The organism is Arthrobacter sp. Z1-15 (genome assembly GCF_054792395.1).
The window spans coordinates 2,085,323-2,099,767 of sequence record NZ_CP096454.1; the positions used below are offsets into that span (position 1 = coordinate 2,085,323).

The 14,445-nt window shown below is 66.6% G+C and carries 8 protein-coding genes and 1 pseudogene; 6 read left to right on the forward strand and 3 right to left on the reverse strand.

Annotation, left to right across the window (positions count from 1 at the left end):
* Position 1 precedes the first annotated feature (1 nt).
* Positions 2–1,339: an acetyl-CoA C-acetyltransferase gene (locus M1D40_RS09580; protein WP_461168675.1), complete on the reverse strand. Its 1,338-nt coding sequence runs from the start codon at positions 1,337–1,339 to the stop codon at positions 2–4.
* 77 nt (positions 1,340–1,416) lie between these two features.
* Here M1D40_RS09580 and M1D40_RS09585 point away from each other — a divergent pair, with 77 nt between their 5' ends.
* Positions 1,417–2,124 carry a TetR/AcrR family transcriptional regulator gene (locus M1D40_RS09585; RefSeq protein WP_461168676.1) on the forward strand — a complete coding sequence of 236 codons (708 nt, stop codon included), beginning with the start codon at positions 1,417–1,419 and terminating at the stop codon, positions 2,122–2,124.
* A gap of 118 nt (positions 2,125–2,242) precedes the next feature.
* Positions 2,243–4,339: an acyl-CoA dehydrogenase family protein gene (locus tag M1D40_RS09590; RefSeq protein WP_341393162.1), complete on the forward strand. Its 2,097-nt coding sequence runs from the start codon at positions 2,243–2,245 to the stop codon at positions 4,337–4,339.
* Between the two features lie 92 nt (positions 4,340–4,431).
* Here M1D40_RS09590 and glgA read toward each other — a convergent pair whose 3' ends face one another.
* The gene (glgA, locus tag M1D40_RS09595; protein ID WP_341393163.1) at positions 4,432–5,637 is read right to left on the reverse strand and encodes a glycogen synthase; all 1,206 of its coding nucleotides are present in this window, start codon (positions 5,635–5,637) and stop codon (positions 4,432–4,434) included.
* 139 nt (positions 5,638–5,776) lie between these two features.
* On the opposite strand from glgA, the pseudogene glgC reads away from it, so the two are divergent.
* Both glgC and M1D40_RS09605 read left to right on the forward strand, forming a co-directional pair.
* Positions 5,777–7,039: pseudogene (gene glgC, locus M1D40_RS09600) on the forward strand (glucose-1-phosphate adenylyltransferase); the annotation flags it as partial.
* Positions 7,040–7,201: 162 nt separating this feature from the next.
* A complete protein-coding gene (locus tag M1D40_RS09605) occupies positions 7,202–8,638 on the forward strand; it encodes an SDR family NAD(P)-dependent oxidoreductase (protein ID WP_461168677.1) in 1,437 nt (478 codons plus the stop codon).
* Here the strand turns inward: M1D40_RS09605 and M1D40_RS09610 are convergent.
* Positions 8,617–11,391 (reverse strand): cation-translocating P-type ATPase, encoded by a 2,775-nt coding sequence (locus M1D40_RS09610; RefSeq protein WP_461168678.1) that lies wholly within the window; start codon positions 11,389–11,391, stop codon positions 8,617–8,619. The genes M1D40_RS09605 and M1D40_RS09610 overlap by 22 nt on opposite strands.
* Before the next feature lie 156 nt (positions 11,392–11,547).
* Between M1D40_RS09610 and M1D40_RS09615 the strand changes: the two genes are divergently transcribed.
* Positions 11,548–12,567, forward strand: coding sequence for a YeiH family protein (locus M1D40_RS09615; protein WP_461168679.1), 1,020 nt, complete (start codon positions 11,548–11,550; stop codon positions 12,565–12,567).
* Positions 12,568–12,764: 197 nt separating this feature from the next.
* Positions 12,765–14,441 (forward strand): hypothetical protein, encoded by a 1,677-nt coding sequence (locus tag M1D40_RS09620; protein ID WP_461168680.1) that lies wholly within the window; start codon positions 12,765–12,767, stop codon positions 14,439–14,441.
* Positions 14,442–14,445: the final 4 nt, after the last annotated feature.

Genomic DNA, 14,445 nt, shown 5'->3' on the forward strand with positions numbered 1-14,445 from the left:
ATTAGCGCGCCTCGAGGATCGCAACGAGGCCCTGGCCGCCGGCAGCGCAGATGGAGATCAGGCCGCGGCCCGACCCCTTCTCGTGCAGCATCTTCGCCAGCGAAGCGACGATGCGCCCGCCCGTGGCGGCAAAGGGGTGGCCGGCGGCAAGCGAGGAGCCGTTGACGTTGAGCTTGGAGCGGTCGACGGTTCCGAGCGGACCTTCCAGCCCCAGCCGGGTGCGGCAGAACTCGTCGTCCTCCCAGGCGGCCAGCGTGCTGAGCACGGTGCCGGCGAAGGCTTCGTGGATTTCGAAGAAATCAAAGTCATCGAGGGTGAGGCCGTTGCGGGCCAGCAGGCGCGGAACAGCGAAGGCCGGAGCCATGAGCAGCCCGTCCTTCCCGTGGACGAAGTCGACGGCGCCGGCTTCAGCGTCCACGATGTTCGCCAGCATCGGCAGGTCGTGTTCCCGGGCATAGTCTTCGGAGCCCAGCAGCACCACGGAGGCGCCGTCGGTGAGCGGCGTGGAGTTGCCTGCGGTCATGGTGGCTTCATCGCCGAGGCTGCGCCCGAACGCGGGCTTCAGCTTGCCCAGCTTCTCCATGGTGGTGTCCGGGCGCAGGTTGGCGTCGCGGGACAGGCCGCGGTAGGGGGTGACCAAATCATCGAAGAAGCCGCGGTCGTAGGCTGCGGCCATGTTGCGGTGGCTGGCCAGGGCCAGTTCGTCCTGCGCTTCACGGGTGATTTTCCACTGGGCCGTGGTGAGGGCCTGGTGTTCGCCCATGGACAGCCCGGTGCGCGGCTCCCCGGTGGACGGTGCGTTCGGGGACAGATCCTTGGGGCGGATCTTGGCGACGGCGGCCAGCTTCTGCTTGGCCGTCTTGGCCCGGGACAGGTCCAGCAGTGCCCGGCGGAGGCCTTCGCTGACGGCAATGGGGGCGTCGGAGGCGGAATCGACACCGCCGGCGACGGCCGACTCGAGCTGTCCGAGCTTGATCTTGTTCGCCAGGCTGATGACGGTCTCCAGGCCGGTGGCGCAGGCCTGCTGCACGTCGTAGGCGGGGGTCTCCGGCGACAGTGCCGATCCCAGCACTGCCTCGCGGGTGAGGTTGAAGTCCCGGGAGTGCTTCAGGACCGCGCCGCCGGCTACTTCGCCGATGCGCTCGCCCTGCAGCCCGAACCTGGCAACGAGCCCGTCAAGCGCTGCGGTCAGCATGTCCTGGTTGGAGCTGTAGGTGTACTTTCCGCCGGAGCGGGCAAAGGGGATCCGGTTTCCGCCGATAACAACGGCCTTGCGGACGGCGGGAGCAGGGGTGGTTCCGCCGGTTGCCGCGCGTTCGGCCTGGGGCTGTTCAGCCATGGTTCTGTTCTCCTTGGAAGAAATGCAAAATGTGAGGGGAGTTACTGCAACCCAGCGTACCTGATACGCTGAGTATCGTGAACACTGCTCTGCAAGACCCCTCCTCCTCAACACCGGCGTCTTCCCCGGATCGCTCCCCCGCACCCTCGGACGGCCGGTCCCTGCGCTGGGAGGCCCACCGCACGGAACGCCGCGTCGACCTGATCAAAGCCGCCCGCCGCGCCGTCCATACCCTCGGTGCGGGTGCCTCCATGGAGGAGATTGCCGCTGCGTCCGGAACCTCGAAGTCCGTGTACTACCGCTACTTCGGGGACAAAGCCGGGCTGCAGCAGGCCATGGGAGACATTGTGCTGTCACAGATGCAGGACAAGATCCTGGCCGCGGGCCGCACCGCCGAGTCACCCCGCGCCGGACTGCAGGCAATGGTCTCCGCCTATCTCCAAATGGCGCAGACGTCGCCCAACGTCTATGCCTTCGTCACCGCGGGAGAGGCAACGGGCACCACCGAACCCCGGTTCGCGGAGAGCTTGTCCTCCTTCTTCGAGGCCATCACGGGCATGATGGACCGCGCCATGCGGGCCTACCTGGACAGCGGTTCCACTGCCCCGAAGCTGGGCGTCGCCGCCGACTTCTGGCCGACGGCGGCCCTGGGCATGGTCCGCGCCGCCGGTGAGAGGTGGCTGGCCGCGGAACCGGGGCCGGACAAACCCAGCGAGGCCGAGATGACCCGACAGCTCACCGTCTGGCTTTTTGACGGCATCGGCTACGAGCCGGGCCCCGGATGAGCCCCCGGCCCGCTCCCCTGCTGCTATTCGCCGGCGCCCGCAAAGCCCGGCGAACCCGTTCCATCCGCCCCACCAGAAGCATCCACCGCTCTCACAGCCACAACGAGAAGGACACGCAATGACGCAAGTAGCCTCCAAACCGGAACGCCAGATCCCCGCCGGCACCTCCGTGCGCGACGACGACACCGCCGTCGTCAACGTGGAAGCCCTCAGCCGGGCGCTGCTGGGCAAATGGGCGGACGTCCGCCTCCAGGCCCGCGCGCTCGCCGCCGAGGAAGCCCTGCACACGCCTGCCGGCCTGCCGTACACCGAGCACCGTGAACGGGTCATGACCCAGATGAAGATCCTTGCGGACAGCAAGGCGGTGCACCGGGCCTTCCCCGCCTACGTGGGCGGGGAAGACAACCACGGCGGCAACGTTGCCGGATTCGACGAGCTGGTGGTGGCGGACCCGTCCCTGCAGATCAAGGCCGGCGTGCAGTGGGGCCTGTTCGGGGGCGCCGTGATGCACCTGGGCACGCGGGAACACCATGAAAAGTGGCTCCCCGGCATCATGAGCCTGGAGATCCCCGGCTGCTTCGCCATGACCGAAACCGGACACGGATCCGACGTCGCCAGCATTGCCACCACCGCCGAATATGACGCCGGTACCGAAGAATTCATCATCAACACCCCCTTCCGCGCCGCCTGGAAGGACTACATCGGCAACGCCGCCGTGCACGGCAGGGCCGCCGTCGTCTTCGCCCACCTGATCACCGCCGGCGTGGACCACGGCGTCCATGCCTTCTACGTTGACCTGCGCGACGACAACGGCTTCCTGCCCGGCATCGGCGGCGAGGACGACGGCGTCAAGGGCGGCCTGAACGGCATCGACAACGGCCGGCTGCACTTTTCCAACGTCCGTATTCCGCGCACCAACCTGCTCAACCGCTACGGCGATGTGGCGGCGGACGGCACCTACACCTCGCCGATCGAAAGCCCGGGCCGGCGTTTCTTCACCATGATCGGCACGCTGGTCCAGGGCCGGGTGTCCCTGGACGGCGCGGCTGTGGCGGCCAGCAAGCTCGCCCTGAAGACGGCTATCCAGTACGGCACCGAGCGCCGGCAGTTCAACGGTGCCTCGGACATCACCGAGGAAGTCCTGATGGACTACCAGCAGCACCAGCGCCGGCTGCTGCCGCGGCTGGCCACGACGTACGCTGCGTCCTTTGCGCACGAGGAACTGCTGCAGAAGTTTGACGATGTGTTCTCCGGCGCGCATGACACCGATGAGGACCGCCAGGACCTGGAAACCCTCGCCGCTGGCCTGAAGTCGCTTTCCACCTGGCATGCCCTGGACACGCTGCAGGAAGCCCGCGAGGCCACCGGCGGCGCCGGTTTCCTGGCGGAGAACAGGCTGACCGCTCTGCGCGCGGACCTGGACATCTACGTCACCTTCGAAGGCGACAACACCGTCCTGCTGCAGCTGGTGGCCAAGCGGCTGCTGGCCGACTACGCCAAGGAGTTCGCGGGGGCGGACTTTGGCGTCCTGGCCCGCTACGCCGTGGGACAGGCCACCGACCGGACCATGCACCGCACCGGTCTGCGGCAGATTGTCCAGGCCTTTGCCGACACCGGCTCGGAAAAGAAGTCCGCCATTGCGCTGCGTGATCCCAGGACCCAGCGTGACCTGCTGACGGACCGCGTGGGTACGATGGTGGCCGAAGTGGCCGGCGCCCTGCGCGAAGCGCGCAAGCTGCCCAAGGACAAGGCTGCGGCCGTCTTCAACAACAATCAGCATGACCTGATCGAGGCGGCGCGCGCCCACTCCGAACTGCTGCAGTGGGAGGCCTTCACCCGGGCCCTGGACGGCATCGAAGACGCCGGAACCCGGCAGGTCATGACATGGATGCGGGACCTTTTTGGCCTGTGCCTGATCGAGAAGAACCTGTCCTGGTACCTGATGCACGGCCGGTTGTCCTCGCAGCGGGCGCGCACCCTGGGCCCTTACATCAACCGGCTGCTGGCCAAGATCCGGCCGCACGCGCTGGATCTGGTGGATGCCTTCGGTTACGGCGCGGAGCACCTGCGGGCCTCCGTCGCCTCGGGCGCGGAAAAAACGCGGCAGGACGAAGCCGCGGAGTACCAGCGCCTGATGCGTGCCAGCGGCGCAGCTCCGGTGGATGAGAAGATCCTGATCCAGCGGAAGAAGCAGGCAGCCAAAGCCAGGCGCTAGGGACAGACACGCCTGAAACGCGGGAGGCCCCGGCCGGGTAACCGGCCGGGGCCTCCCGCGCAGTTAAGCGCAGCGGCGGAGCGTGGCTGCGGTCAGCCTGCCTGCGGAAGCACGGAGCGGTAAACCTCCAGCGTGGCGGCCGCAATCGATGCCCAGGAGAATTCCTCGGTGGCACGCACCCGGCCGGCGCGGCCCATTTCTGCGGCGCGTTCCGGATCGGTCACCACTTCGGTCAGCGCCGCGGCAAAGTCCCGGACAAACGCTTCCGGGTCCAGCGGGGTTCCGGTGCCGTCCGAGAGCTGCTCCAGCGGCACCAGCAGCCCGGTGACGCCGGAGTCCACCACCTCGGGAATGCCGCCCGTGGCTGAGGCGACGACGGCGGTGCCGCAGGCCATGGCTTCCAGGTTGACGATTCCCAGCGGCTCGTAGATGGAAGGGCAGGCGAAGACGGTTGCGGAGCTGAGCACCTTGATGAGCTCGGCGCGGGGCAGCATCCGTTCAATCACCACGACGCCGCTGCGCTTTTGGCGGAGCTCGTCGATCAGGATGCCGGTTTCGGCGGCGAGCTCCGGCGTATCCGCAGCGCCGAGGCAGAGGACAAGCTGCACCTCGGCAGGCAGCAGTGCCGCGGCCCTCAGCAGGTAGGGCACGCCCTTCTGCCGGGTGTTGCGTCCGACAAAAACGACGCTGGGGCGTTCGGGGTCGATCCCCAGCGCACGGATCCCCTCCGGGTCGTTGTCCGGATGCCACAGGTCCACATCAATGCCGTTGTGCACCACGCGGACCTTCGCCGGGTCCACTTCGGGATAGCTGCGCAGGATGTCCTGCCGCATGCCTTCGGACACAGCGATGATGGCGGCCGCGGCGTCGTACGCTGTTTTTTCCACCCAGGAGGACAGGGCGTAGCCGCCGCCGAGCTGTTCAGCCTTCCACGGACGCAGCGGCTCCAGGCTGTGCGCGCTGAGCACGTGCGGAATGCCGTACAGCAGCGAGCCGAGGTGGCCGGCCATGTTCGCGTACCAGGTGTGTGAATGCACGAGATCTGCACCCGCCAGACCCTTCAGGATTTCCAAGTCCGTGCCCAGCGTTTGGACGGCCGGGTTCGCGTCGTCCAGTTCCGCGGGCACCGCGTAGGTGCTGACCGCGGCTCCGTGGTAATCGGCCGGCCGGGGGGCACCGAAACAATGGACCCGAAGGTCCACTTCCGCAGCCAGCACCCGGCTTAGTTCGGCTACGTGGACGCCTGCTCCGCCGTAGATTTCGGGCGGGAATTCCTTGGACACAATATCTACTCGCACTAAACCAACGTAGTGCACCGGCGCTCGGGTGATCTAGTGTGAAGGACAGCAGACTTATTACTGCGCGGTTGGCGCCGCGGCAGAAATGAGCGCAAAGCAAGCAACGTTAGACAAGAAGCGGAAACAGGGGAAACACAAAATGGCGCCAAAGAAGGTCCTGGCCGTTGTCCTTGCAGGCGGAGAAGGCAAGCGCCTCATGCCTCTGACAGCGGACCGTGCAAAACCTGCCGTTCCATTTGCCGGGCGATACCGGCTTATCGACTTTGCACTATCCAATCTGGTGAATTCGGGATACCTGCAGATTGTTGTCCTGACCCAGTACAAGTCCCACAGCTTGGACCGCCATATCTCGGAGACGTGGCGGCTCTCGACCCAGCTGCAGAACTATGTCGCGTCCGTTCCCGCACAGCAGCGGGTGGGCAAGAGCTGGTTCCTGGGCAGCGCAAACGCCATCTATCAGTCGATGAACCTGATCGACGACGCCCGCCCAGACATCGTGGTGGTCATCGGTGCCGACCACGTGTACCGGATGGACTTCTCGCAGATGGTTGAGGCCCACATTGCCTCCGGCGCCTCGGTGTCGGTGGCCGCGGTCCGCCAGCCGCTGCACCTTGCGGACCAGTTCGGGGTCATCGAAACGGATCCCGAGAGCCCGGGCCGGATCGGGGCCTTCGTGGAAAAGCCCGCCACCACGCCGGGGCTGCCCGATGACCCGGACATGTTCCTGGCCTCCATGGGCAATTACGTGTTCAACACCGATGCGCTGGTGGAGGCATTGAAGGTTGATGCCGAGCGGCTGATCACCAAGCACGACATGGGCGGTGACATCATTCCCTATTTTGTGGACCGGGGAGATGCCGCCGTGTACGACTTCTCGCACAACGTCATTCCCGGGGCCACGGGCAGCGACCACCAGTACTGGCGCGACGTCGGTACCTTGGACTCCTACTATGACGCCAACATGGACCTCATTTCTCCGCTGCCGGCCTTCAATCTCTACAACCTGCAGTGGCCCATTTACACGCGCCAGAGCATCTCGCCGCCTGCGAAGTTTGTCCGCAGTGCCGCCGACCAGGCCGGGACCGCGTTCGACTCCATTGTTTCCAACGGTGTGGTGATCTCCGGCGGGACCGTCACCGGTTCGGTGCTGGCACCGGATGTCTATGTGGACAACGGTGCGGTGGTCTCCGATTCGGTGCTGATGGACGGGATCCGTGTCGGCGCCGGGGCCGTGGTCCGGAGGGCCATTATCGATAAGAACGTGCAGATCCCGCCCGGTGCCACCATTGGCGTGGACCGGGAGCTTGACCTGGCCCGGGGGTTCACCGTCACGGCCTCCGGGCTGACGGTGCTCAGCAAGGGGCAAAAGGTCTCCCTGCCGGAGCCGGAGGCAGAGGCCGCGCCGGTGTAGCGCAGCCTTCATTGTGAAACCCCGGCTGTGATCTTCCTCCGCCGCGGTGCCCGGGATACCGGGCACCGCGGCGTTTCGTTGTAAGGTCGGAAGGCATCAATCTTGCCTTCGCCGTGTTTTTCACCGGCGGGAAACACAGCAGAAACGACTTTCATGAGCACCCCCGACCTGAGCCCCGAAGACCTGCAGGCCTGCCTGCGGGTCCTGTCCTCCATCCACGTCCTGGACGAGGAACACCCGGATTACATTGCCGTCCGCCGTGCGACCGCCAAAATGTTCAAATCGGTGAAAAAGCACCGGAAGAACGAAAAGCGGGACGCCGCAGCGGATGCCGACCGCGCCGTCGTCGCCCGCACCGCCACCGGCGCCTCGGACCGCATTGACGACGAGACCCGCGGCGCCCAGCTGAAGTCCTCGGCCCACGGCCCGTCCGCCGGGACGCTGCTCAAGCCGCGCAACTGCTACATCTGCAAGCAGCCCTACACCCTGGTGGACGCGTTCTACCACCAGCTCTGCCCCGAATGTGCCGCCTTCAGCCATGCCAAGCGCGACGCCCGCACCGACCTCACCGGAAAGCGCGCCCTGCTCACCGGCGGCCGCGCCAAGATCGGCATGTACATTGCCCTGCGGCTGCTGCGCGACGGCGCGCACACTACGATCACCACCCGCTTCCCGAAGGACGCCGCCCGGCGCTTCGCCGCGATGGAGGATTCGGCGGACTGGCTGCACCGGCTGCGGATTGTCGGCATCGACCTGCGCGACCCCGCCCAGGTCATTTCCCTGGCTGACTCGGTGGCCGACGCCGGGCCCCTGGACATCCTGATCAACAACGCTGCGCAGACGGTGCGGCGGAGCTCCAATGCCTACCAGCCGCTGGTCGACGCCGAACTCGAGGCCCTGCCGGCCGGCCCGATGCCGGAACTGGTGACCTTTGGCCACACCCACAACGCGCATCCCACCGCGCTGGCCGGATCCATTGCCGAGCACCCGGTGCTGGCCGGGGACGCCGTCACCTCCCTGGCGCTGACCGCCGGTTCCTCCTCGCTCGAGAAGCTGGGCGCCGGAACGGCCATTGACGCCGGCGGTCTGGTACCGGACACGGCGCCGATCAACAGCTGGACCCAGGTGGTGGACCAGGTGGAGCCCCTCGAAATGCTTGAGGTCCAGCTCTGCAACGTCACCGCACCGTTCCTGCTGGTCAACCGGCTGCGCCCGGCCATGGCTGCCTCCGCAGCCCGCCGGAAGTACATCGTGAACGTTTCCGCCATGGAAGGGCAGTTCTCCCGCCGGTACAAGGGACCCGGGCACCCGCACACGAACATGGCCAAGGCTTCCCTGAACATGCTCACCCGCACCAGTGCCGGGGAAATGCTGGAAACCGACGGGATCCTGATGACTGCCGTGGACACCGGCTGGATCACCGACGAGCGGCCGCACCCGACCAAGGTCCGCCTGGCCGAGGAGGGCTTCCATGCTCCCCTGGACCTGGTGGACGGCGCAGCCCGCGTCTACGACCCCATCGTCACGGGCGAAGCCGGCGAGGACCAGTACGGCGTCTTCCTCAAGGACTACAAGCCCTCGCCCTGGTAAGCCGGCGCCGCCTTCCGCAGCCGGTAGCGGGAGGCCGCCTTGCGGATCTCGGAGATCCACAGCACCGTTGATCCCACGCCAAGGGCCAGGAACCACTGGCCCGAGGTCAGGCCGGTGGTGTCGAAGAGCCCCTGCAGCACGCCCAGCTGCACCACCAGTACCTGCAGGACGACGACGGCGGCCAGCGACACCCAGATGGCACGGTTGGTGAAGGTCTGCAGGGAGAAGACGCTTCCGGTTGCCGAGCGGACGTTGAGCAGGTTGAACGCCTGGTAGAACACGAAGGTGGTGAACGCCAGGGTGGTGGCGAACAGCGGATCGCCTGCGCTTTCCGGATACATCTCCGGCGCCAGGTAGAGCACGGCGCACGTGCCCGCAGCCATCACGACGCCCATCGACAGGATCCGCAGGATGCGGTTGCCGGTCAGCAGGGGTTCCCGCGCCGGACGCGGCCGCTGTTTCATCAGGTCCGGATCGGCGGGATCAACACCCAGCGCCAGGGCGGGCGGGCCGTCCATGATGATGTTCACCCACAGGATCTGCAGTGCGGTGAAGGGTGCTCCCCCGGCAAGGCCAAACGCCGCGGCGGCCAGAAAGATCAGCACGAAGCCCCAGGCCGTGGTGAGCTGGAAACTCACGAACTTCAGGATGTTCGCGTAGATCCCGCGTCCTTCCTGGACCGCGGTGACGATGGTGGCAAAGTTGTCGTCCGTCAGGATCATCTTCGCAGCGCCCTTGGACACGTCGGTGCCGGTGATGCCCATGGCGATGCCGATGTTGGCCCGTTTCAGTGCCGGGGCGTCGTTCACGCCGTCGCCGGTCATGGCCACCACGGCGCCGTCGGCCTGCAGCGCCTCGACCATCCGGATCTTGTGTTCCGGAGACACCCGGGCAAGCACGCCGTAGCCCGGGGCACGCCGGCGCAGTTCCTCGTCGCTCAGGCCGTCCAGTACGGCGCCGGAGACTGCCTCCCCTCCGATGCCGAGGTCCTTTGCGATGGCGGAAGCCGTGATCAGGTGATCCCCGGTGATCATATGGACGCTGATCCCCGCCTGCCGGGCCCGGGCAATGGCTTCGGCGGCTTCAGCGCGGGGCGGGTCCATGATGCCGACGACGGCGTACAGGATGAGCCCGGACACGCTCTGCCTCAGCTCATCCGGATCGGCCGGCAGCGTCGTCTCGACCGGCCGTCCGGCAACCGCCATGGTGCGCAGGCCCTGACTGGCCAGGGCTTCCACCTCGTCCCGGATCCGCTGCCGGTCTTCGGTGCCCAGCGGCCGGTGGCCCTCGGCGGTGGCGAGGAACTCGGAACGCTCCAGCAGCACGCCCGGGGCACCCTTGGCGTAGCAGAACACCTGTTCCCCGGCAGTCTGCCCCCGGGATTCCTCATCGTCGGCAGGCTCACGGTTGAACGTCGCCATGAACTTGTAGTCCGAATCGAACGGAACTTCGGCCACGCGTGGATGGGAGGCGCGGGCCCCGTCGGCATCGATGCCGCCCTTCTCGGCCAGGACCACCAGGGCACCCTCCGTCGGATCCCCGGTGAGCACGCCGTCACGCACCGAGGCATCGTTGCAGAGGGCAAAACCCAGAAAGGCCTGTGTCAGGGCCGGCGCCGGGCGGCCGTCAGCACTGAGCAGCGTTCCCTCGGTCGAATACCCGGAGCCCGAAACCCGGAAAACCCGGCCGGACGCCGTGTACACGCGGCGCACCGTCATTTCGTTCAGGGTGAGCGTTCCGGTCTTGTCCGTACAGATCTGCGACGTGCTGCCCAGGGTTTCCACTGCTGCCAGCTGCTTGATGATCGCGCCGCGCGCAGCGAGCCGGGAGGCCCCCATGGCCAGGGTGAACGCAACCACCGCGGTCAACCCTTCGGGGATGGTCGCCACGGCGAGGGAAACGGCAGTCAGGAACAGGTCCTCCCAGCTGTCGCCGCGCAGCAGGCCCAGGACGAAGACCACGGCAACCACCACAAGGGCCACATAGGTCAGCAGGCGGGCCAGCTGGTCGATGCTGCGCTGGAGGGTGGTTTTTTCCTCGAACGTGGAGCCCAGCAGGTGTGCAATCCGGCCGATCTGCGTCTGCATGCCGGTGCCGGTGACGAGCAGCACGGCGCGGCCGCGGCTCACGTCGGTGTCCATGTAGAGCATGTTGGTGCGGTCGGCGACCGGAAGGTCGGGGTCGGCCAGGGGTGCGGTGTTCTTGTTCACCGGCTGGGATTCTCCGGTAAGTGCCGCCTCCGCCACCTGCAGCCGGACTGCTTCGATCAGCCGGCCGTCAGCGGGAATGGTGTCTCCCGCTTCCAGGAGGACTACGTCTCCGGGCACCAGCTCGGTTCGGGGCACGTCCACCGTGCGGCCGCCGCGGCGCACTGTGGCAACGGAAACCGAGCTGCTGCGCAACGCCTCCAAGCTGTTTTCTGCCCGTTGTTCCTGGACGTAGTTCAGGACGGTGTTCAGGGTAATGACGGCCAGGATCACCACGGGGGTCTCCCACTCGCGGGAGACAACCGCACTGATCACGGCGGCAGCGATCAGCACCAGGATCAGCCGGTCCGCCAGCAGCCCCAGGATCTTCCGCCAGGCGGGCACCTTACGGCCAGCAGCCAGCTCGTTGGGCCCGTAGCGCTGCAGCCGCTCCCGCACCTGGTCGGACGAGAGGCCGGTGTCCGGGGTAACCCCCAGCTCTGCCGCAACCTGGGAAGGAGCATCATTCCATGGGTGTTCGGGCGTCCGGATCTGATCCACGTGCATGGGCTGCCTCAGGGAGATAGGGGGTGTGCCTCACTCTAACAAAGGCACCGCGCACCGAGCTCCCCCCGGTGCCCGAACGCAGGGCCGCAGCACCCAAACGGCGCAGCGGGGGGCTGCCTGTTTTGCTGTACTCCCATCGTGGTGCAGGGTGGAACCGTGAACAGCACTCCCCTGCGCCGCAAGAGCACTGCCGTGCTCCCCGGCCTGCTTACCGCCGCCGCTGCCGTCCTTCCCGCGTATCTGCTTCACTGGTTGTTTCCCTGGCTGCCGGTCCTGACGGCTGCAGTGGTTCTCGGCCTGCTCGCGGCCAACCTTCCGGGGATCTCGGCGGCCGTCACGGGACCGCTGAAGCCGGGGCTGTCCGTAGCGGCCAAAACACTTATGCGGGCGGGAATCGTACTGCTGGGGCTGAAAGTGTCACTGGTCGACATTGCCGGCCTCGGCGGGCCGGCCCTGCTCCTGATCGTGGTACTCGTGGCAGCGGCATTTGCCGGAACGTACCTGATCTGCCGGGCTTTCCGCCTCCCGGGAGAGGAACCGCTGCTGATTGCCTCCGGCTTCTCCATCTGCGGAGTTTCCGCCGTGGGTGCAATGGCCGCAGCGCGCAGGGTGCGGCACGAAGACACGGTGGTGCCCATCGCACTGGTCACGCTGTGCGGAACACTGGCCATCGGGGTGCTGCCGCTGCTGGCTTCGCTCCTGGACCTGCCGGCCGAGACCTTCGGGATCTGGGCCGGGGCCTCCGTCCACGACGTCGGCCAGGTGGTGGCCACGGCACAGACCGCAGGTACTGCGGCGCTCGCCGCCGCCGTCGTCGTCAAGCTGGCACGGGTGGTCCTGCTTGCTCCCCTGGCCGCCGGCGCCGGGCTCCTGGGGCGGAGGGCGGCCCGCGGGGAGGAAACTCCTGGGAAGCTCCCGCCGCTGGTTCCCCTGTTTGTCCTGGGGTTTCTGGTGCTGATTGTTGTCCGCACCACGGGCGTGCTCCCCGGAAGCGTCCTCGCGGTGGCCGCCGAGGTACAGGAAGTCCTTTTCGCCGCCTCCCTGTTTGCGCTCGGTGCGGGAGTGCGGTTCCGGATGCTGTTTGTCTCCGGCGCCCGCGCCCTGGCCGCCGCACTGGTTTCCTGGTTCCTTATCGGCGCCCTGGGGCTGGCACTCGCGCTGCTGCTCTCCCGGTAACGGCCGGAAGCAGTACCTGCACAGGGGGTACCAGCGAAAGGTGTTGCCCGGGGCCCGGCTTTCTCCGCCTACCCTTGCCCCGCCTTTCCGTCGCCCATAATGTTGCGAGCAGTTGTTCGACGCCCGGCCCCGGCCCTGCTTGTCGTGGCCCTCTGCCTCTGTAACTGTCTCCTGCCTTCGAAGGACGGGATGAGCCGATGCATCAACGCCAGGTTTATGGAGGGGGATCGGGGCGGGCGGAAACCGACACAGACGGATCAGCCCGCGCCTCGTCCGGTGCACGTACCTACCGTTTGCTGGTGACCGGTACGGGGCTGGTGTTCTGCGGCGCAGCACTCTGGTCCTTGCTGGGCAACGTCCTCTTTCCGCATTTTGGCCACTCCCGCTACGAAACGGTGTGGGCGCTCGCCGCATGCGCGGTCGTACTGGCACTGATGGCGGCCTTCTACCTCGGTCTGCGGAAAGCCGGGCCCTTTTTGCTCCGGCATCGCCTGCTCACCGGGCTGGGCTCCGCGGGACTGTGGGTCCTGCTGTTCACGGCCCACCTGCGCCTGGCCTATGCCGTCCGGCTGCCGGCTGACTGGGACTCACACGCGATATTCATGTCCGCAACGGGGTTGGCCCTCGGAACCCAAACCGAAATAGATTCCGCCTACTTTTCCCTGAATACGAACAACATCCTTCTGACATTGCTGCTGTCCATCTACTTCAAGTTGGCCCTCTCGCTCGGAGTGACCAACTTGGAACAGGCCGCTGCCCTTCTGAATGCCATCGTTCTATTTCTCGGGATAGCACTGACCTATGCAGCGGGCCGAATGATCGGCGGACGGACCATGGCTGCCCTCACGCTGCTGCCCTGCACCATTTTTATCCTGATCTCACCGTGGCTTGGCGTGCTGTATTCAGACACCGTCGGCCTGATGTTTCCGGTCCTGATCCTGTGCCTGCTGCTCGCAGCACAGCGCACCCAGAGGCTGGCCGTCCGAATTCCCCTGTGGGTGCTGGCCGGGGCGGCGGGAGCGGTAGGCTACGGAATCAAACCGACTGTCCTGATCTGTCTGCTAGCCGCAGCGGGGACAGCCGTCTGCTCCCCGAAGCTGCGGCGCCGGGGACAGGGTGCCGGTGTCCTGCTGCTCGGTATAGCCGTGGTGGGGGGAAGTTTCTTCGCCGGCCACCGGATGATCGGGTACTTCGAGCGGCAGACTCCGGCCGTTGGGTTCGATGTCGCCAACAACCCGGCGGCCATGCCTCCGACGCACTTCCTGAAAGTCGGGGCCCAGAGCGCGCCGGGCCCACATGGACCGGTGTATGGTCGCTACAACGAAGACGATTTGCAAAGTACAGTCAACGTCACCGATCCCGAGGAGAAGTTCCAACAGGGCCTGGATGCCTACGGCCAACGGGTGTCCGCCATGGGACCCGGCGGCTACATCTCGTTCCTGAACCACAAGCTGCTGTGGATCACAGGGGATGGGTCCTTCTACTCCTGGGGCGAGGGGCGGCGGACGGGAAGCGACTTCGTCTCGACGGATCCCGCCGACCGGTTCATCCAGGACATCTTCGGCAACAATCGCCCGGGTTTCCCCTGGCTGCTCTCGCTCTGGCAGGGAGCCTGGTTTACAGTGCTGGCGCTGGCGGCAGTGCCGCTGGTGCTGCGCACTCCCCGCCTGATGCTCCCGGAAGTCTCGGCCCTGCGCATTGCACTGCTCGGACTGCTGCTTTTTCTCCTGCTGTCCGAAGCCCGCGCGCGGTTCCTGTATCTGTACACGCCGTATTTCATCCTGCTGGCCTCCCTTTCCCTCCAGGCACTCCTGGACAGGTTCCTGCCGGCCTTGCACTTCGGGCCCGGCCGGCGGCGGAAGGTGATTGAATGAGGGA